19 protein-coding genes are annotated in these 20,385 nt (G+C 55.3%); 4 read left to right on the plus strand and 15 right to left on the minus strand.

Annotation, left to right across the window (positions count from 1 at the left end):
• Window positions 1-85: 85 nt before the first annotated feature.
• Window positions 86-1,870, minus strand: a complete 1,785-nt coding sequence (gene pnpS / locus KI367_RS20290; protein ID WP_212951954.1) for a two-component system histidine kinase PnpS — start codon at window positions 1,868-1,870, stop codon at window positions 86-88.
• A gap of 182 nt (window positions 1,871-2,052) precedes the next feature.
• On the opposite strand from pnpS, the gene yfbR reads away from it, so the two are divergent.
• Window positions 2,053-2,652, plus strand: a complete 600-nt coding sequence (gene yfbR, locus KI367_RS20295) for a 5'-deoxynucleotidase (RefSeq protein WP_052146858.1) — start codon at window positions 2,053-2,055, stop codon at window positions 2,650-2,652.
• Window positions 2,653-2,752: 100 nt separating this feature from the next.
• Here yfbR and KI367_RS20300 read toward each other — a convergent pair whose 3' ends face one another.
• From KI367_RS20300 to KI367_RS20360, 13 genes are all read right to left on the minus strand, one after another.
• Entirely contained in the window at window positions 2,753-3,622 is an 870-nt protein-coding gene (locus KI367_RS20300) for an SDR family oxidoreductase (RefSeq protein ID WP_036707864.1), read from the minus strand.
• 210 nt (window positions 3,623-3,832) lie between these two features.
• Window positions 3,833-4,258, minus strand: a complete 426-nt coding sequence (locus tag KI367_RS20305) for a hypothetical protein (RefSeq protein ID WP_212951956.1) — start codon at window positions 4,256-4,258, stop codon at window positions 3,833-3,835.
• A 141-nt stretch (window positions 4,259-4,399) separates the two neighbouring features.
• Window positions 4,400-5,341: a malate dehydrogenase gene (mdh, locus tag KI367_RS20310; RefSeq protein ID WP_036707861.1), complete on the minus strand. Its 942-nt coding sequence runs from the start codon at window positions 5,339-5,341 to the stop codon at window positions 4,400-4,402.
• 11 nt (window positions 5,342-5,352) lie between these two features.
• Window positions 5,353-6,645 carry an NADP-dependent isocitrate dehydrogenase gene (gene icd, locus KI367_RS20315; protein ID WP_036707858.1) on the minus strand — a complete coding sequence of 431 codons (1,293 nt, stop codon included), beginning with the start codon at window positions 6,643-6,645 and terminating at the stop codon, window positions 5,353-5,355.
• Window positions 6,646-6,762: 117 nt separating this feature from the next.
• Window positions 6,763-7,878 carry a citrate synthase gene (gene citZ / locus KI367_RS20320; protein WP_212951968.1) on the minus strand — a complete coding sequence of 372 codons (1,116 nt, stop codon included), beginning with the start codon at window positions 7,876-7,878 and terminating at the stop codon, window positions 6,763-6,765.
• Window positions 7,879-8,128: 250 nt separating this feature from the next.
• Window positions 8,129-8,518: an FxsA family protein gene (locus tag KI367_RS20325; protein WP_212951970.1), complete on the minus strand. Its 390-nt coding sequence runs from the start codon at window positions 8,516-8,518 to the stop codon at window positions 8,129-8,131.
• Window positions 8,518-9,030, minus strand: coding sequence for an acyl-CoA thioesterase (locus tag KI367_RS20330; protein ID WP_212951972.1), 513 nt, complete (start codon window positions 9,028-9,030; stop codon window positions 8,518-8,520). Before KI367_RS20330 ends, KI367_RS20325 begins: the two co-directional genes overlap by 1 nt.
• A gap of 243 nt (window positions 9,031-9,273) precedes the next feature.
• Entirely contained in the window at window positions 9,274-10,698 is a 1,425-nt protein-coding gene (pyk, locus tag KI367_RS20335; protein ID WP_212951976.1) for a pyruvate kinase, read from the minus strand.
• Between the two features lie 126 nt (window positions 10,699-10,824).
• Window positions 10,825-11,808, minus strand: a complete 984-nt coding sequence (locus tag KI367_RS20340; RefSeq protein ID WP_212951978.1) for an acetyl-CoA carboxylase carboxyltransferase subunit alpha — start codon at window positions 11,806-11,808, stop codon at window positions 10,825-10,827.
• A complete protein-coding gene (gene accD, locus KI367_RS20345) occupies window positions 11,809-12,702 on the minus strand; it encodes an acetyl-CoA carboxylase, carboxyltransferase subunit beta (protein ID WP_036707849.1) in 894 nt (297 codons plus the stop codon).
• Window positions 12,703-12,787: 85 nt separating this feature from the next.
• Window positions 12,788-12,976, minus strand: a complete 189-nt coding sequence (locus tag KI367_RS20350; protein ID WP_036707848.1) for a hypothetical protein — start codon at window positions 12,974-12,976, stop codon at window positions 12,788-12,790.
• Between the two features lie 131 nt (window positions 12,977-13,107).
• Window positions 13,108-13,611, minus strand: a complete 504-nt coding sequence (locus tag KI367_RS20355; protein WP_212951980.1) for a phosphatidylglycerophosphatase A family protein — start codon at window positions 13,609-13,611, stop codon at window positions 13,108-13,110.
• A 226-nt stretch (window positions 13,612-13,837) separates the two neighbouring features.
• Complete coding sequence (locus tag KI367_RS20360; protein WP_212951981.1) at window positions 13,838-17,437, minus strand: DNA polymerase III subunit alpha; 3,600 nt, start codon at window positions 17,435-17,437, stop codon at window positions 13,838-13,840.
• Window positions 17,438-17,585: 148 nt separating this feature from the next.
• On the opposite strand from KI367_RS20360, the gene KI367_RS20365 reads away from it, so the two are divergent.
• Genes KI367_RS20365 through KI367_RS20375 form a run of 3 tightly spaced genes read left to right on the plus strand, consistent with a single transcriptional unit; the run spans window position 17,586 to window position 18,770 of the window.
• Window positions 17,586-17,912 carry a YtrH family sporulation protein gene (locus KI367_RS20365; protein ID WP_036707847.1) on the plus strand — a complete coding sequence of 109 codons (327 nt, stop codon included), beginning with the start codon at window positions 17,586-17,588 and terminating at the stop codon, window positions 17,910-17,912.
• Window positions 17,913-17,914: 2 nt separating this feature from the next.
• Window positions 17,915-18,409 (plus strand): sporulation membrane protein YtrI, encoded by a 495-nt coding sequence (locus tag KI367_RS20370; RefSeq protein WP_036707845.1) that lies wholly within the window; start codon window positions 17,915-17,917, stop codon window positions 18,407-18,409.
• 52 nt (window positions 18,410-18,461) lie between these two features.
• A complete protein-coding gene (locus KI367_RS20375) occupies window positions 18,462-18,770 on the plus strand; it encodes a YtpI family protein (RefSeq protein ID WP_212951983.1) in 309 nt (102 codons plus the stop codon).
• 85 nt (window positions 18,771-18,855) lie between these two features.
• Here KI367_RS20375 and KI367_RS20380 read toward each other — a convergent pair whose 3' ends face one another.
• Complete coding sequence (locus tag KI367_RS20380) at window positions 18,856-20,190, minus strand: DRTGG domain-containing protein (RefSeq protein WP_036707840.1); 1,335 nt, start codon at window positions 20,188-20,190, stop codon at window positions 18,856-18,858.
• Between the last annotated feature and the right edge of the window lie 195 nt (window positions 20,191-20,385).

Genomic DNA, 20,385 nt, shown 5'->3' on the forward strand with positions numbered 1-20,385 from the left:
AAGTCCATTGTATCATTTCATTGTAAACGCTGTGTAAAGTAACGCAAAAAGAGACGACCACGCTTGCAGCCATTTTACATTCATTTTATTCCTGCAGCATCGGCAGTTCAACCGTAAAGGTCGTTCCGATGCCCAGTTCGCTGTCCACGGAAATATCGCCGTGATGCAGCTCCACCAGGTGCTTCACGATGGACAGCCCTAAGCCGGTTCCGCCCGAGCTTCGGGATCTCGCCTTATCCACGCGGTAGAACCTCTCGAAAATGCGCGGCTGGTCTTTTTTCGGGATGCCGATGCCGGTGTCGGTCACCTTGATCACGACCTTTTCCGTTCCTTCGGCATCCTGCAGCTCGCGGACCTTCAGCTCGACCTTGCCGCCGTCCTGCGTGTAGCTTACGGCATTGGACAGCAAATTCAGCAAAATTTGGCGCAGCTTGTCTTCATCCGCTTCGATAAACAGCTCCTCGGGAATGTCGGCATGGAGCGCAATCCTTTTTTTCTCGGCCACGGTCGCCATCGTATCGATGATCGATCCGCAAAAGGAAGCCAAATGAACCGGCGCGTAATCCATCGGAGACCGCCTGGATTCGATTTTGGACAAATCGAGAATGTCGCTGATCAGCCGGTTCAACCGCTCGCTTTCGTCATAGATGATCTGCAGGAAGGATCTCGCGGTTTCCTCGTCCTTGACTCCTCCGCCAAGCAGCGTCTCGGCAAATCCTTTGACCGCGGCCACCGGCGTCTTCAGCTCATGCGATACGTTCGCCACGAATTCGCTTCTCATGTTCTCAAGGCGGCGGATCGCCGTAATGTTCTGGAGCAGGAACAACATGCCTTTAAAACGGTCGTCCTCCCCGAACATCGGCACGCCGTCCAGTTGAAGGATCGTTTCCTCCGGCTGGTAGACGATACGTTCCTCATGGATGAAATCCCGCTGCCCGATCCCGTCCTGAATGAGGCGCGTCAGCTCGTAATACTGCTTCATTTCCGTGACGGAACGGCCGGTTAACTGCCCGCCTTTCAGATGCAGCATACGCTCTGCGGCCGGATTGATTAAAGCCACCGTGCCTTCGGGGTTAACCAGCAATATGCCGGTAGTCATGTTGTCCAGTACGCTTTGCAGCAGGTTCTCATTGTCCCGGATCGTCTGCAGCTGATTTTGCAGGCTGTCGGCCATGCCGTTGATCGCTTTTGCCAGCTCGCCGATTTCGTCTTTTCGCGTGATGCTCACCCTGGCGTCGTAATCCAGCTTCGAAATCCTTCCCGCCACTCTCGTGATTTTTTCCAAAGGGGACGTCAGTCCGGCCGCAACGCGGTAGCTGACAACCGCCGCCACAACGAACAAAATGGCCAAACCTCCGGCCATCAGCGTCCAGCCCTTCCGCACGCCCTGATCGACGAACGCCAGGCTGACCGACAGCCGAATGAAGCCGTCATAGTCTCCGGCTACGACAGGAACCGCAACATACAACATATCTTCCTTTAACGTGGAGCTATGCCTGATCGCATACCCCGATCCCTTTCGGGCGGCATCGACGATCTCTTCGCGTCCGCCGTGGTTGTCCATTTGCCGCGGATCGCTCTCCGAATCCCCGATGACCGTGCCGTTTTTCGATATAAAAGTGACCCTGGAGTCCGTCAAAGCCGCCAGCTCCCTGGCTTCGCGGGTATAATAAGCCATGGCGTCCCCGCCTTGCGTCGGGCGGAAATCGAAGGTCCGGCTGAGCAGCTGGATTTCCCGGATCATGTTTTCCTCCAGCGCCGATATATGGGATTTCTCGAATACCCGGGCCATGGTCAATCCCGCCCCGGCCATGGATATCCCGATCATGACCATTAAAATCAAAGTAAGCCTGATGCGAAAGGGTCTCATGTCATGTCTTCCTTTTCATGGATTGGCATCAATTCCTTCTCTTATCCTATCCCGAAATCTTCCCAATGAAAAGCATTCCGTTTCGGGTAGCCCGCCGTCCGGGCATAAGAGTATAATAATAACCGAATGTTAAGGCTGGATTAAATTATTAACCTAAGGAGCGTATTTCTTTGGACTTTCCGATGACTGCTTATTTGTACCGATTGCAATACATCCGGCGCTGGAGCCTGATGCGAAACACAAGAACCGAAAACGTCGCGGAGCATTCGTTCCACGTATCGCTGTTAACCCATCTGCTGTGCCTGATCGGGAACACGTATTTCGGCCGGAATTTGAACGCGGACCGCGCAGCCACCCTTGCGTTGTACCATGACGCCGTCGAGGTATTTACCGGCGATATCGCGACGCCCGTTAAACATAACAATCCCCAGCTGCTGGCGAGCTTTCGCGAAATGGAGAGCATTGCGGCGCAGCGGCTGGCGGCGATGGCTCCTCCCGAGCTTCAAGGGGAATACGCCGCCCTGTTCCGCCAAGATTCGGGCGATGAGGAGCAGCGCCGGCTGCTGGGGTATGTCAAAGCCGCCGACAGTCTGGACGCCTATCTCAAATGCGCCTTGGAGGTCGCTTCCGGCAATCGCGAGTTCGCCGTAGCCAAAGAGCAGACCCTGGCCAAAATCAAGCAGCTTCAGCTGCCCGAAGCCGACTATTTCCTGGAGCATATGGCTCCGAGCTTCGACATGTCGCTCGATGAGCTGTCGCAGCTTGTGCCGGATTCGGAGTGACTTTCGAACAACGTTGCGAAGGAAACCGGAAACCGAACGCAAAAAAAGGTTGGGCGGATCTTACATCCGCACAACCTTTTTTGTTTTTTCGAGTACGCGATTAGCCGTTGACGATCTCCCCGCCATTGACGTGGATGACTTGGCCGCTCACGTAGGAAGAATCGTCCGACGCCAGATAGACGTACGCAGGCGCAAGCTCTTCCGGCTGCCCCGGACGTTTCATCGGCGTATCTCCCCCGAATTGGCTTACCTGCTGCTCGTCGAACGTGGACGGGATGAGCGGCGTCCAAATCGGTCCGGGCGCCACCGCATTGACGCGGATGCCTTTCGGCGCCACATTCATCGACAAGGCGCGCGTGAAGCTGACGATTGCGCCCTTGGTGGAGGAGTAATCGATCAGCGTCGGGTTGCCTTTGTAGGCCGTCACCGATGCCGTGTTGACGATGGCGCTGCCGCTCTTCAAATACGGCATCGCCATTTTCGTCATAAAAAACATGCCGAATATATTCGTACGGAACGTGCGCTCCAGCTGCTCTTTCGTAATATCCTCGATTTTCTGCTGCGGGTGCTGCTCGGCGGCGTTGTTGACCAGAACGTCCAATCCGCCCAGTTCCTGCACCGTCTGGTTCACGGCGTTTTTGCAAAACGCCTCGTCGCCGATATCGCCCGGAATCAGCAGGCACTTGCGCCCTTCCTGCTCGATCTGCCGTTTCGTCTCCTCCGCGTCTCCGTGCTCGTTCAGGTATACGATCGAGATATCCGCGCCTTCTTTCGCGAACGCAACGGCCACGGCCCGTCCGATCCCGCTGTCGCCCCCGGTGATGATGACCTTTTTGTTCTTCAGCTTTCCGGCGGCGACGTAATCTTTCGGCTCGTATTTCGGCCGCGGATTCATTTCCGATTCGATCCCCGGCTGTTGGTTCTGGTGCTGGGGAGGCATTGTTTGTTTGCTTTGCTGATTTCCTGACATGATTCATGCTCCTTTCCGTGCTGATCTTGGCTTTGGGTCCATTTCTGGCACACAGGATACCATTCCCATATTAGGATGCAAGTAAAACAAACCCTTTATTCGTCCGACGCTATTTACTTACCCTATGATCCGGATCAATAAACACCGAAAAAAACCATCCTTCCCGCCACGGAAGGATGGTTTTCGTTTATTTCAGCAAGTTAGTTCGAGTTAGATGATGTGGTTGTACACCATGAAAAACAGCATCACAAGCACGCAAATCGCCAGCAACGCGCTGAGCGTGCGGATTTTTCCGGTTTCGACCGAAATGTCGCGGTTATTTTTAATCCCGTCCACGGCAAGACGAAGCGGTTTGCCCATCATGCCGCTGATCGCTCCGATCGCCAGGAACAAAATAACGACAACGATCATCCAAGGCACGGAGTATTCCCCTTGGCTCATCAAATATCCGCCGGTAAGCAATTGAATGATCAGCGCGATTTGCGCGTACGTGTTTAATCCGCGGATGGCCGTCGCGCTGCCTTCCTGGGCAGACAGGGACAATTTGGTCACTTTTCCGACGACGAACGGCAAAATCAAATAAAATCCCAGAGCAGCGGCGCCAATAATATGTATGAATAACATTACCATTGCCATGAACAATATCCCTCCACTAGTGTCTATGATTTAGATTACACTCAATATCATTTTACACCAACCAAAAGAAAAGAAAACCTCTAAATCGTGAACAAAATTAGAGGTTTTCTTAAAAATGATGCATGCTTTGCAAGCGGTCCGTTACGCGTTCACCACGGCGATGACGCTGCGCACGGAATCTGCCGATTTGTCGAGCGCCGCTTTTTCTTCGGCCGTCAGCTCCAGCTCGAACACCTTTTCGATGCCGTCGCCGCCGAGAATCGCGGGAACGCCCAGGAACAAATCGTTGTAGCCGTATTCGCCTTCGAGGTAAGCGATGACCGGAATGATCCGTTTTTTGTCCTTCAGGATGGCTTCGGCCATCTGGACCAGGGAAGCCGCAGGCGCATAATATGCGCTGCCGTTGCCGAGCAGGTTGACGATTTCGCCGCCGCCCACGCGGGTCCGCTGCACGATCGCCTCGATGCGGTCCGCAGGGATCAGCTTGTCGATCGGGATGCCGCCGACGTTCGAATAACGAACGAGAGGGACCATGTCGTCGCCGTGTCCGCCAAGCACGAAGCCGCGAACGTCCTCCACGGATACGTTCAGCTCCTGCGCGATAAACGTGCAGTAACGGGCGGTATCCAGCACCCCGGATTGGCCGATGACGCGGTTTTTAGGAAAACCGAGCGTTTTGTACGCGACGTACGTCATGGCGTCCACAGGATTACTCAGGATGATGACGATCGATTCCGGAGCGACCTTTTTTACGTTTTCGCAAACCGATCTCATGATGCCCGCATTCGTGTTCACGAGATCGTCGCGGCTCATGCCCGGTTTGCGGGCTACGCCGGCCGTGATGATGACGATGTCGGAGCCGGCCGCGTCGTCGTAGTTCGAAGTGCCGATAATCTGGCTGTCGAAGCCCTGCACCGGACTCGCTTCGAGCATGTCGAGCGCTTTGCCTTTCGTCGGGTTTTCCAATTGAGGGATATCCAGCAATACCACGTTTCCTAGTTCTTTTTGAGCCAGCATTAAAGCCGTAGTCGCGCCGGTGAACCCGGCGCCTACAACCGTAATTTTTTTACGTGCTAATGCCATGTACCTCACTCCTACATGTTTTTGATGACTTCATCTGCAAACTCGGAGCATTTCACTTGGGTTGCGCCGTCCATCAGGCGGGCAAAGTCGTAAGTAACGGTTTTGTTGTTGATCGAAGTTTCCATGCCTTTGTAGATCAGGTCGGCCGCTTCCTGCCATCCGAGGTGCTCAAGCAGCATAACGCCGGACAGGATAACGGATCCAGGGTTCACCACGTCTTTGTCCGCGTATTTCGGAGCCGTGCCGTGCGTAGCTTCGAAAATCGCATGGCCGGTTACGTAGTTGATGTTTGCGCCCGGAGCGATGCCGATGCCGCCGATTTGGGCCGCAAGCGCGTCGGACAGGTAGTCGCCGTTCAGGTTGAGCGTAGCGATAACGTCGAAGTCGGTCGGACGAGTCAACACTTGCTGCAGGGCGATGTCCGCAATCGCGTCCTTCACGATGATTTTGCCTTCGGCTTCCGCAGCGCTTTGAGCGGCATTTGCGGCGTCTACGCCGTCTTTTTCTTTGATGGCGTCGTATTGGGCCCAAGTGAACACTTTATCGCCGAATTCCTGCTCGGCCACTTCGTAGCCCCAGTTTTTGAACGCGCCTTCGGTGAATTTCATGATGTTGCCTTTGTGAACGAGCGTAACGCTCTTGCGGCCGTGTTTGATCGCATATTCGACCGCGGCGCGGACGAGGCGCTTGGAGCCTTCGGAGGAAACCGGCTTGATGCCGATACCGGAAGTTTCAGGGAAGCGGATTTTGTTGACGCCCATTTCTTCCTGAAGGAATTTGATGACCTTTTTCACTTCTTCGGAGCCTTCTTTGTATTCGATCCCTGCATAAATATCTTCGGTATTTTCACGGAAAATAACCATGTCGACTTGCTCGGGATGCTTAACCGGCGAAGGCACGCCGTTGAAATAACGCACAGGACGCAGGCAGACGTACAGGTCGAGCTCTTGGCGAAGCGCCACGTTCAGGGAACGGATGCCGCCGCCGATCGGCGTAGTCAAAGGTCCTTTGATGGCAACGATATATTCACGGATGGCTTCCAGCGTATCGTTCGGCAGCCATTCTCCGTATGTATTAAAAGCTTTTTCGCCGGCGAATACTTCATACCACGCGATTTTTTTGGAGCCGCCGTAAGCCTTGTCCACCGCAGCGTCCAAAACGCGTTTCGATGCTTTCCAGATGTCGCGGCCGGTGCCGTCCCCTTCGATAAAAGGAATGATCGGGTTGTTAGGCACCTGGAGCTTGCCGTTTACGATTTCGATTTTTTCACCCTCGGTAGGAAGTGCGAACTTTTCCAATTTCATTATGAACATCCTCCTTCGTTTTCATAAACATGATTTCTGGATCCATAGACAGCCGCATAGGGGCTCCGAAAACGCGCGGCATGCGGCGCTTCGGTCCCCTGCATCATCTTTTGCCCGTTAAGCGCGTTGTTCCACCGGCACGTATTTCTGATCGGTCAAACCGACGTATTCGGCACGCGGACGGATGATCCGGTTGTTCTCGTATTGCTCGAGAATGTGCGCGGTCCATCCGGACACGCGGCTGATGGCAAAAATCGGAGTAAACAACTCGTGATTGATCCCTAGCTGAGTATACACAGAAGCGGAGTAGAAATCCACATTTGGACGCAAACCTTTTTGGCTCGTGACCAGGTCGTCGATCTTGACGGACATTTCGTACAGCCGCGTATCGCCTTTCATTTCGCCGAGCTCGCGGGACATTTTTTGCAAATGCTTCGCGCGCGGATCGCCGTTTTTGTAGACGCGGTGGCCGAAGCCCATGATCTTGTCGCGGTTTTCCAGCTTGTTCATGATGTACGGCTCCACGTTTTCGATCGATCCGATTTCGTTCAGCATTTTCATGACGGCTTCGTTGGCTCCGCCGTGCAGCGGCCCCTTCAAAGCGCCGATCGCCGAAGTCACGCCGGAATAGATGTCTGAAAGCGTAGCCACGGTTACGCGCGCGGCAAACGTGGATGCGTTCAGCTCATGGTCCGCATGCAGCACAAGCGCCTGATCCAATGCTTTCACCGAAACCTCTTCCGGCTTTTCGCCTCTCAGCATGTACAGGAAGTTTTCGGCAATGGACGCCCCGGCCAGCGGCGCCACCGGCTCCTTGCCGTCGCGAATGCGCGCCAGCGCGGCGATGACGGTAGGCAGCTTCGCCTGAAGGCGGATCGCCTTGCGTTCGTTCGCCTCACGGCTCATGTCATCGGCTTCCGCGTCGTACAAGGCAAGTGCCGATACCGCCGAACGGAGAGCAGCCATCGTGTTTGTATCTTTAGGATATGATTTCATTTGCTGGATGACTTGATCCGGAATGGTAGCTTCGTTGCTTAAATCCTGTTGGAGCTGTTTCAGTTCTGCCTCGTTAGGCAGCTTTCCGAACCACAGCAGATAGGCTACTTCTTCAAAACTTGCGTTCTGCGCAAGGTCATCGATATTGTAACCGCGGTATGTGAGCACACCGTCCACGATCGAACTGATGGAAGAAGCTGCGGCGACAATTCCCTCAAGGCCTTTCGTAGCTGTCATCGTACATCTCTCCTTTGTAAAACGGATTTTAAAACGGATCAAACGAGCCGTGAAAACATTTACATTTTATTCGAAAGAAAAAAGACGGCCGTCCGCCATTCTACCTGACAATGAAGGGCGCCAAGTAATGGAATCACTATTATCATAAAGTATTTTGTCGGATATGTGAACATAAGCGCCCCCGATAAGAGCATCAAATTGTTTTATCAGACACATAAAATAATTTTTATCATGCAGCCAAAGGCTGCATTTAACGGCGATAAATCGTGATTTTTCCGTCTTTCATTTTCCGCTCGAGCCATCTCAGGATCAGGAAACGGTACAGCGGGCGGGTCAGCGGGAACACCATCGTGAAGCCCACGATGTCGGTAAGGAACCCCGGAACGACCAGCAAAACCCCCCCGATAAACACGCATAACCCGTCGACGAGGTTTCTCCCCGGGACCTGCCCGGCGTTGATCCGGGCGCGCGAATCTTCCAGCACCTTGCGCCCTTCGAAACGCATCATGACCATCCCGATGACGGAGGTTACGATGGTTAACAGGAACGTGTTGCCGGCTCCGACCCGGCTTGCCACCAGGTCAAAGCCGTAAATTTCGGCAGCCACGACGATCAACACGGCAAGCGGCCATTTCCACATTACGAAACGCCTCCCCTGGCGAGCGCCCTCTCCAATGCGGCATAAAGCTCCGGAGCGCTTTTGTCCAGCCTGACGGGCTGCCATTCGCGGCTTACCCATACGTGGCTCGTCGAACCCGACACCAGCAGCTCTCCGGGCAGCTCCTGCCCCTCTGCGCAGGCCATGGCGTCCCATCCGCCGCGTTCCTCGGCCGAAAGCCTTCTTACCTCGTATGCATATTTGATCCTCAATTTCGAAAAGGAGGTCATCCGCGTAAAAATCGTAATTTCATCGTCATAGCGGGCAGGCTGGCTGAATTTCATGTCGAGGTCCGTGACGGGCAGCAACACCCCCTGCTCCTCCATGCTACGGTATGTAATGCCAAGCTCGCGGATCATTTCGGTCCGTCCGATCTCAAACCAGTTCAAGTAATTGGCGTGGTAGACGACGCCCATCTGGTCGCTTTCCTGATAGCGAACCCGGATGGTCGTGCGGTACCAACGGCTGAGCTTGTCTCCCATGTCTTTTCCCATGTCTGCCAAAGTCCCTTCTTTGAAAATTCATGCATTGTTTCCAGTATAACATAGGGCTTCGCAACTCTCGAATTTGCGGCAAAAGACACCCCTGAAACAGCGCCCGTTAGGTATTTTGTTCCATTTCATCTCCATATTATTCAATAATACCCAGGCTTCCCGGAACCACAAAAAAAGCTGCGCAGGAATCGTCCTGCACAGCTTTTCAAACGGTCATACGGTATTTTCTAAAACCCCGGCAGCTTACTCGTTCGGGATTTGGCTTACTTTCACCAGGTTCGTCGAACCGGATTGTCCAAGCGGAACGCCCGCGGTAATGACAACCAGATCTCCCGGTTTTACCAGGCCGGATTCCAATCCGCCCTTCAGGGAGTATTCGAACATTTCGTCCGTGGAGCTTGCCGTTTTGCCTTGGATCGGCGTTACGCCCCAAGTTAAAGCCAGTTGGCGAAGCGTACGCTCTTTGGTCGTTACGGCGATGATCGGAGCCTGCGGACGGTATTTGGACACGACGCGGGCCGTCAAGCCGGATTCCGTGGAAGAAATGATCGCTTTTGCGTTCAAATCGAGCGCAGAGATCGCCACCGATTGGCTGATCGCTTCCGTCACGGTCGTTTCCTGCGCGATTCTTTGCTTCAGGAAAATTTCGCGGTAATTCAGCGCGGACTCCGCTTTTTCCGCGATGCGGGACATCGTCAGCACGGATTCTACCGGATATTTCCCTGCAGCCGTTTCGCCGGAAAGCATGATGGCGTCGGTGCCGTCAAAAATGGCGTTGGCCACGTCGCTCGCTTCGGCGCGGGTCGGACGCGGGTTGCGCTGCATGGAATCCAGCATTTGCGTCGCGGTAATGACCGGCTTGCCTGCAAGGTTACATTTCTCGATCATGCGTTTTTGCACCAAAGGCACTTCTTCCGCAGGAATTTCGACGCCGAGGTCGCCGCGGGCAACCATCAAACCGTCGGAAGCTTCGAGAATTTCGTCGAGGTTGTCCACGCCTTGCTGGTTCTCGATCTTGGAAATGATTTTGATATGGCTTGCGTTATGCTTGGCCAGCAAATCGCGAATTTCTTGAACGTCGCTTGCTTTGCGGACGAAGGAGGCTGCGATAAAATCGATGTCCTGCTCGATCCCAAACACGATATCGTTGGCGTCTTTTTCCGTGATTCCCGGCAAGGAAATCGCCACGCCCGGCACGTTAACGCCCTTCTTGGATTTGATGGTGCCTCCGTTGACGATGCGGCATTTGATCTCGGTGCCTTCGATGCCGACAACCGTCAGCCCGATCAGACCGTCGTCGATCAAAATGGTGGAACCGACTTCCACGTCGTTAGGCAGGTCCTTGTAAGTAATGGAGATGCGGTCCTTGTCTCCCAGAATTTCTTCCGTCGTCAGCGTGATGTATTCGTCTTGAACAAGCTCGATCGGCTCTACGGCCAGTTTGCCCGTGCGAATTTCCGGACCTTTCGTGTCCAGCAGGATCGCTACGGTTTTGTTAAGCTCCTTGGCAGCCTGGCGGATGTTTTTGATCCGGTTGCCGTGCTCCTCGAAATCGCCGTGCGAGAAGTTCAGACGGGCGACGTTCATGCCTGCGAGAATCAGTTTTTTTGTGTTTTCCAACGATTCGCTTGAAGGTCCGATGGTACATACGATTTTAGTTTTGCGCATTTGGGTCTCCTCCGTTTTTCATAAAAAATCTCTCTATCCTAAACATCTATAACCAAAAACTTAATTTACTACAAATTTAAGGCTTTGTATAGGAACTTTGTCATATCTATCTTTGACAAGAAGTGCCTATTCTATTGCTGTGGCAGCCGAAGATTGCTCAAATGCGAATTTTCCGATTTTGCGGAATTTCCGGTATCTGTCTTCTTTCAAAGCTTCGCTGTCCATGCCGGACAATTCCTCCAAATGCCGGATCAGCGCCTCTTTGATCGCCGAAGCCGTCCATTCGTAGTTTTTGTGGGCGCCTCCGACCGGCTCGGGAACGATCTCTTCGATCACTTCGAATCCAAGCAGGTCCTTGGCCGTAATTTTCATCGCCTCGGCGGCCTGATCGGCCTTCGAAGCATCCTTCCACAAAATCGACGCGGCTCCGTTCGGCGAAATCGCCGAATAAATGGCATGCTCAAGCATCAGCACACGGTTGCCTACGGCCAAAGCAAGAGCACCGCCGCTTCCACCTTCGCCGATGATCACACAAATGACGGGAACGCCGAGCGCGGCCATATCCCGCAAATTGCGGGCGATCGCTTCGGATTGTCCCCTCTCTTCTGCTGTATTGCCCGGATACGCGCCTTTGGTATCGACGAACGTAATGATCGGGCGTTTGAATTTGTCTGCCTGCTGCATCAGCCGCAGCGCTTTGCGGAACCCTTCCGGATGCGCGCTGCCGAAGAAACGGGCAATGTTATCCTTGGTATCCTTGCCCCGCTGCTGGCCGATGACCGTCACCGGTTTTCCGTCCAGCTTGGCGAGACCGCCAACGACGGCAAGATCGTCGCCGAACAGCCGGTCGCCGTGGAGCTCGATGAAATCGGTAAAAATAAGCTGAATCAGGTCAAGCGAGGTCGGACGCTGCTGATGTCTGGCCACATGCATTTTCTGACTCGGAGAAATGTTGGAATAAATTTCGTGTTCCAGCTCCGCATAACGTTCTTCCAGCCTTGAAATTTCGTCGGTAAAGTCGATCCCCTTGTCCTGTCCGAACTGCTTCAGCTCGTTGATTTTTTGCCGCATCTCGACAAGGGGTTTTTCAAAAGGCAATTCTCCCGCCACTTAGTCCCCCCCTTTCACGCTGTGCATCTCAAGGAGCTTGTACAGCATGGAACGAAGCTCTTTGCGATGGACCACCAGATCGAGCTGGCCGTGGGCCATGTTGAATTCCGCGGTCTGAAAATCATCCGGCAGCTTCTGGCGGATGGTCTGTTCGATAACGATCCGTCCCGCAAAACCAAATAGTGCTCCCGGTTCTGCAATGATGATGTCGCCAAGCATCGCAAAACTGGCGGAAACACCACCAAACGTAGGATCCGTGATCACGGAAATGTATAGACCGCCCTTTTCGTTGAAACGCGCCAGGGCAGCGCTTGTTTTCGCCATCTGCATCAGGCTGAGGATGCTCTCCTGCATGCGGGCCCCGCCTGAGGTCGAAAAGATGATGAGCGGCAGTTCTTTCTCCGTCGCGACTTCCACGGCCCTCGTAATTTTTTCGCCGACGACGGAGCCCATGCTGCCGGAAAAGAAATCGAAGCTCATGACGGCCACGACAACAGGCAGTTCATCGATCGTTCCTTGCCCGGTAACGACCGCCTCGCGCAGGTCGGACTTCATTCTCTGCTGCTCCAGCTTCGTCGCATACCCCGGGAATTCCAGCTCATCCACCGATACCATGCCGCCGTCAAATTCCTGAAAGCTTCCTTCGTCCAGAAGCATATGGATCCGTTCCATGGCGTTCAGGCGCATATGGTACCCGCAGCTTGGGCAAACCTTCAAATTTTTCTCCAGCTCTTTGCTGTATTGAATCGTACCGCACTTCGGACATTTATTCATGAGCCCTTCGGGAACTTCCCGCCGGGGTCTCTCGCTTTCGCCAGGCTCGCCGCCTCTTCCTACACGATCTGAAGGAATGGTCGCGTACTTCCTTTTTTTCTGAAACAAGTCTTTAAACACAACTACACCTCTCCAGCCGTTTATTTACTCAGCCGCATCAATCGTTCAACCAATCTGAAACGCCGTTTACATTTATCCCGGGAGATTAAGGATGCAATATAGAATTCAGCACTTCCTGGACTTCCTCCAGCTCCCCGGAGGGAACCAGAATTTCAAATTGCTGCTTGGATAAGTTGACCGGACGGCTTTTCACCAAAAATCCTTCTTCGGTTAGCTTGGCCTGGATCATTTCCGCAACCTTCGCGGTTGGCGCGATATAGATGACCGTCCACATGCCTTTCGTCAGCCCCCTAATCTCATGTTTCTTTAGCCCGCATAATGAAACAATGATAACATAACTCTGTTTTTTCCCGCAAGAAAGAACGGTTCGGCGGATCAAGGGGCGTCGAAAGGCCCGGGCTTGTTTCAGGAGCCGGACAGGCCGGAGCCGGGATATGTTTTGGCGCCTTCATGCCTGTGGGCGATGCGGGCCGACGCCGCCGCGGCAAGCCCTGCCACCAGATCGTCCAAAAAAACGTGGATTTCGCCCTTTTTATCGTTCAGCTCCGCGATGATCCCGTTTTTTTCTTTATCCAAATATCCAAAGCTCGTCAATCCGATCATACCATACACGTTGGTGATGCCGACAGCCAAAGTCTCGTCGACGCCATACAACGGTTCATCCGCCTCCATGATGGCCTGAAGCGGCTGAGGCAGCAGCCTTTGCTCCGCCAGCTCGTCGAGGGCGATCCCCGTAAAAAGCGTATACTGCACCTCCCGCTTCCCAAGCACGGCTTTGACGCTTTCGATGCAATCCTGCACCGTCAAAAGAGGGTGGTAAGCCAGTTGGAGCTGGAGCACGATCTCCGCAATGTCCTCGACCTTGACTCCACGCCGGTTCAGCATGGCTACCGCTGCTTCATACGACATCCGTCATTCCCCCCGCATACGCCGCCGGGGCCCGATTTTCGAAAAAAAAGCTCCCGGCGCTTCAAAATGTTGTCCCCAAAAGGGTGTTTCTAAGTGTATGCGGAAACGTCCGGAAACGTTCGTAAAATTGGGGTGAACGCCGGCGCAAGCGGGACATCGGCCGACCCGGGCAGCGCCTGATCGGAAGACGGCGGAAGACGCATGGTCCCGTTGACCGAATGTTTAATTATTTGATCCGGACCGTCCCTTCGCCGAGCATCCGCTCCATCTCGGCAATGAGCCCGGACGAAGGGTCGATCCGGTAAGCGTCGCTTAAAGCCAGCAGCTTCTGGCTTTGTTCATAGAACAGCACGGTCTGCGCCGGGCCCGGATGCTCCTGCAGGAGCACCTTCAAGCGGACAAGCAGGTCGGGATTCTGCTCCGTCTGCGGCGTAATTTTGACGAATACGCGCTGCGAAGCGGTTTTCCCCTGCCCCGGTACAGCCGGCCGGTTGTCCGGAGCGGCGCCGCCGGTCCGCGGCTCCCCGGGGGCGGGCGCCGGCTTTCGTTCCGGCCGGAAATAGCTCTTTGCCGGGGCGGACTTGGCCCGGGAACGTCTCGCCAGCTGCGCGAGCGCCGCTTCGTCCAGCGGCAGCACGTCCTCGGCCAGCAGCTTGAAGCCCTCGTCCTGCTGCTGGACCTTGGCGCGGAGCGCCAGCAGCGCCCCTTTGCCGACATGCTGCGAGCAGCGCCTCCACACTTCCGGGAACAGCACCACTTCGCAGCGCTCGATCTGGTCCTCCACTTCCATGAAGGCCATCGCTTTTCCCTGCTTGGTCGTAATGGTTTTGACCGAAATGACCATGGCGGCGACGATCGTTTGCGATTCGTCGGCCGCCTCCGCCAGGTCCATCAGGCGGTCGACGCCGGGAACGTCCAGCGCCGCATCGTAATCGTCGAGCGGATGGCCGGACAAATACAGGCCGAGCAGCTCCCGTTCGAGCTCCAGCTGCTGTCCGGCCGAAAACGGCGGGATGTCGGGATATTCGATATCCCAGTTCGGCGTCTCGACAAAATCAAACAGCTGGATCTGCAAATCTTCGCGCTCCTTGCGCCATTTCACCGCCGCTTCGACCGTTTCGTCGAGCATGGCGAGCAGCTGGGCGCGATGGCCGGGCAGCGAATCGAACGCGCCTGCCTGGATGAGCGATTCGATCACCCGCTTGTTGCACACCCGCAGGTCGATCCGACGGCAGAAATCCAGCAGGCTTTCGAAAGGTTTTTCTTCCCTGACGAGCATCATGTTTTCGACGGCCTGCGTGCCGACGTTTTTGATGGCCCCCAGCCCGAAACGGATATGGCCCGGGCCGTGCTGCGAACCCGCTTCGCCCGCGACCGGCGTAAAAAGCACGCCGCTTTCGTTGACGTCCGGCGGCAGCACCTCGATGTTCATCCGGCGGCATTCGAGCACGTATTCCGCGACTTTGCGGTGGCTGCCCATGACGGCCGTCAGCATCGATGCCATGAACTGCACCGGGTAATGGGCCTTCAGGTATGCCGTCTGGAACGCGAGCACCGCGTAGGCCGCGGCGTGGGCGCGCGGAAAGCCGTAATCCGCGAAGCGCACGATCATGTCGTAGACGCGGTTTGCGTCCTCCTCGCTGTATCCCTGCTTCAAGCTGCCGGCGACGAAATGGCTTCGCTCCTGATCCAGCACCTCGCGTTTTTTCTTCGATACGGCGCGGCGGAGCAAATCCGCCTCCCCGAGCGAAAAGCCCGCCATCAGCGAGGCGATTTTCATGATTTGTTCCTGGTACACGATGATGCCGTAGGTATCGCTCAAAATCGGCTTCAGGTCCTCATGGGGATAATCGACGTCCACCAAGCCATGCTTGGACTGGATGAACTTCGGAATAAACTCCATCGGACCCGGGCGGTACAGCGCCACGACCGAAATGATGTCCTCGAAAACGGAAGGCTTCAGCTCCTTCAACACCCTGCGGATGCCGGCCGATTCCAGCTGGAAGATCCCCGTCGTTTCCCCGCTTCCGAGCATGTCGTACGTTTTTTCGTCGTCGTCGGGAATGCTTTGGAAATCCGGGACTTCTCCCGTCATTTCCCCAATCCATTTCATGCAGCGTTCGATGATGGACAACGTCCGGAGTCCGAGAAAATCCATTTTGAGCAGCCCGATGCTCTCCAGGTTTTCCATCGAATACTGCGTCAGCGCCGCTTGTTCGCTGCCTTCCTGCAGCGGCACCGCATCGGTGAGCGGATCGCGCGATATGACGACGCCCGCGGCGTGTGTCGAAGCATGGCGGGGCATCCCTTCCACCTTCATGGCCATGTCGAGCAATTCGCGGATTTTCGCGTTTTGCTGCGCGTAAGCCTGCAGCTCCCCGCTCATCTCGAGCGCCCGCTTGATGCTGATGCCGTGCGCGGACGGGATGAGCTTGGCCGCCTTGTCCACTTCCCCGTAAGGCACGTTGAGCGCCCTGCCGACGTCGCGCACCGCTGCCCGCGCCGCCATCGTGCCGAACGTAATGATTTGGGCCACATGCTCGTGGCCGTATTTGTCGGCGACGTAGCGGATGACCTCGTCGCGCCGCTCGTCGCTGAAATCGATATCGATATCCGGCATCGTCACGCGTTCCGGATTCAGGAATCGTTCAAAGAGAAGATGATATTTGATCGGATCGACATTGGTGATTTCAAGCACGTACGCAACGAGGCTGCCTGCCGAGGATCCCCTGCCGGGCCCCGTCACGATGCCCTGGCTGTGGGCGTAAGCGATAAAATCCCATACGATCAGGAAATAATCGCTGAAGCCCATGCTTTCGATGACGCCGAGCTCATAGTCCAGGCGTTTGTCCAGCTCCTCCCGGCCTTCGGGCGAGGTCCACATCTCCGTTTTTTCATAGCGTTTGGCCAGGCCTTGGCGGCACAGGCTGCGCAAATACGCGGCCGAATCCATGCCTTCGGGCAGCGGCCGGTATTCCGGGAGAATGGACCGCCCGAATTCCAGCTCGAGGCTGCATTTGTCCGCGATCGCGGCCGTATTGGCGACGGCCTGCGGCACATGCGGAAACAAGCGGGCCATTTCCTCCCCGCTTTTTAAGTACAATTGGTCCGTCTGGATTTGCAGCCGGCCTTCATCCTCGATCGTTTTGCCCGTCCCGATGCAGATCAGCACGTCCTGCATGGCGGCGTCCTCGCGTTTCAAATAATGAACGTCGTTGGTTACGGCCAGCTCGATGCCAAGCTCTTCCGCAAGCTCGATCAACTGCGGGTTGACGCGCTTTTGTTCGGGCAGCCCGTGGTCCTGAAGCTCCAGGTAGAAATCTTCCCCGAAAATATCGCGGTAACGGATCGCCGCCTTGCGCGCTTCTTCCGTCCGTCCATGCAGAAGATGCTGAGGCACTTCGCCGCCGAGGCAGGCGCTAAGGCAGACGATTCCCTCGTGATGGGCCTTCAAGGCATCCATGTCGATCCGCGGTTTATAATGGTAACCTTCCAAATGGCCGATCGAGCACAATTTCATCAAATTCCGGTAACCGGTCTCGTTTTTGGCCAGAAGGATCAGATGGTAAATCGGCTGGTCTTTGCGGCTGCCCCGCTCCTTGCGCGAGCCGGCCGTAAGATAAGCCTCGCAGCCGATGATCGGCTTGATGCCGGCCGCAACGCAAGCTTTATAAAAAGGCACGGCGCCGTACATGACCCCGTGGTCGGTCAGCGCCAGCGCCTTCATCCCGTATTCGGCGGCCCCGCGGACAAGGTCCGAGATCCGTGCCGCTCCATCCAGGAGGCTGTATTCGCTATGCACATGAAGATGCACAAATGAACTCATAACACTTCTCCTTTTGGTCCGCTTGGGATGCGGAAACCGTCATCCCTTTATATTATTTTATCATAAACGCCAAGGCACCGCCCATAGAATGGAATAGAGACCATCGGACAGGCGGTATGCCCGTACCCCTCTGAAAGGAATGGATATGATGAGTACCTTTTTATCCAAAGCGATTCTCGATTTTTTCATCGCCTTCGGCATCGTCATCGGGGGGGCGATGGTGGGAGGCGTCGGAGCGGTCATTTCCCTTCAGCCCCCCACCCAGACGATGCTCGACGTGGCGGACCGGATCAAGATTTGGGCTCTCGCCGCGGCCATTGGAGGCACGATCGATCCGATGCGGGTCATCGAAAGCAACGTTTTGGGAGGAAATCTGTCCCCGGCGATCAAGCAGATTTTGTTTCTGTTGTCGGCCTTTCTGGGGGCCCACATGGGTAGCGAGCTCGTAAAATGGGTCTGCGGCGGTAAAGAGTAGCCATGAGGATCCCCCCATTCAACCGCTACCGCCATATTTCGCAGATCGCCGCCGTATTCGTTTTGGGCGCCGTCGTCGGCGCGGTCGTGTACAACGCCATTTTTCAGAACAGCTACAATTTGCTCTGGCTGTCGAATCAGGACTTGGAGAGCCAGCTCCAACAATACGATGACGATATTAAAACGTTAAAGAAGTACAGGCATCAGCAAACGGTCATCCGGGAGATCAAAATCCGCAGCGAGCAGCAGGAGCCCCCGCTCGATCCCGTCGTGGAAAAGGCCATCATCGTGAAGCTCGGGGACGATTTGGACGTGCTTCGCGGCCAGAACGTGTTCGAAATCGACACGTACAGCAAATTCGTCCGGAAGCTGCTCGACAAAAAAATATACCTTGTCCGCGAAAAGGAATATACCGTCGAAATCAAAACGCTGCTGCTGATGGAAGGGATGCTGCAAATCTGGGTGGAAATCCATCCGGTCAAAGTGCGAAATCCATAGAATCATGGTACAATGATCCTCATTAGGATTTAAAAGGGGATGTAAGCGACTGATGGTTATTTTCCTCCGCTATTTGCTTTTTGCGCTGCTGGTCGTTTCCTGCATCGGCGCGGCTCTGTACAGCAGCCGCTCACGGCGCGCGAAAGGTGCCAGGGAACGCGGAATATACGGAGCCGTCATGAATATTTTCATGGGGATCATGCTGGTCGTGCTGGCGCTGATTGCCATGTTCATGTTCAGGGGCTCGACGGTGGCCGTCATCATCGAAGCGGTGTTCATGGTCCTCGGGGCATTCAACATTTTTGCCGGCATCCGCAACCGCAGCTATTTTGGGCGCATGAAATCGAACGACGCGGGTTAAACGGGCCCGTACCGCAAAAAGCCGGACGCTCCATAAAGGTGCGTCCGGCTTTTTTTGCTGCGCTTTTAAAACCGTCCCTGCAGCCCTAGCCGTGTTCGATGGACTGCAGCGTCAGGACCGCTTTGGCGACCAAGCTGTCCATGTGCGTCATTTCGATTTCCATCTTGCACGTCCGGCGGCTCGCCTCCAGCAGGCGCGGCATGACGGCGACGGGATCTTCGATCTGGACGGGCCGCACGAAATAGGTGGACATGTTGTCGAGCACGAAATCGTTGCCCGTCATGTCCTTCGCGGCGCGCAGCGCGGCCTGCGTCATGACCGTCGTCAGGATGCCTTCGGAAATCGTCCCGAGATCCGTCGCCATCTGCGGCGTAATGAAGCCGTGGAAAAACAGCCGCCCCTCTTCGTCCCGCTCATCGGCGAAACCGTTCCAGATCAAATGATCGAACGTCTCCCCGAGCTGCGGCTGCTTGCGTGCGTCGCGCATCGCCTGCAGCACTTCCTTGCGCGAAACGGTGGCCACCAGCTTGCGGTTTTTGTCGATGATCGGCAGGAAGTCGATGCCTTCCCACATCATCAGCTGCGCCGCCGACGCCAGCGAGGTTTGCAGCGTCGCGGTCACCGGATTGCGGACAAGCACCTTTTCAATGCTTTGCTCCGGCGGCAGGTTCCTCAGATCGCTGCGGTTGACGATGCCGAGCACCCGGTTCCATTCGTCGACGACCGGCAGCCGCGTATCGCCTTTTTGCTCGGACAACGCCAGGCTTTCGCCCGCCGTGCTGGACAGCTTGAGCGCGTGGATTTTCGGCTTGCTGCCGACGATATCCTCGACGATCATGATTTTTTTCTTGATCAGCCGGTCGAAAATCGCCCGGTTGATTAGCGACGCCACGGTAAACGTATCATGCCGCGACGAAAAAATCGGCAAATTGAGCTGATCGGCCAGCGCCTTTACCTCTTTGCTCGTGCCGAAACCGCCCGTGATCAGCACCCCTGCTCCCTGCTCCAAAGCCAGCGTGTGCGCGTTCTCGCGGTTCCCGACGATGAGCAGGCTTCCGGCGTCGATGTAACGGGCCATGGCATCCACCTTCATCGCCCCGATCACGTACTTATGCAGGTTTTTATGCAGGCCTTCGGCCCCTCCGAGGACATGTCCTTCCACGATTTCAACGACATCCGCAAAGGTAAGCTGCTCGGATATGTTGCGCGGCTTCTTTTCGACCCGGACGGTGCCGATCCGCTCCTTCGTCACGACGATGCCGAGGTTTTCCGCGTCCTTGAGCGCGCGGTAAGCCGTTCCTTCGCTGACGGACATTTCCCTGGCCAATTTGCGGACGGAAATTTTCGTGCCGACCTTCAGTCCTTCGATATGCAGCAGCAGCTGCTCGTGTTTCGTAATCGCGTCATCACGGCCTTCCAAGCTGTTACACCCCCATCACTTCAACTGTACTATTCTGTATCTATATCATAGCATTCCAAGGCGCGCAAAAAAAGGGGCTGTCCAATAAGTCCCCAAAATAAAAAGTTGGTCGGAAAAACGTCATGTTTTCCGTCCAACTTTTTTTGTTCTGTCGCTTTTGCAGGAAAGTAGCGAGGCGGATGCCTGCCACCTTCA

Origin of the sequence: Paenibacillus cookii, from assembly GCF_018333375.1 — a bacterium.
In the GTDB taxonomy this organism is placed as follows: Bacteria; Bacillota; Bacilli; order Paenibacillales; family Paenibacillaceae; genus Paenibacillus_AQ; species Paenibacillus_AQ cookii.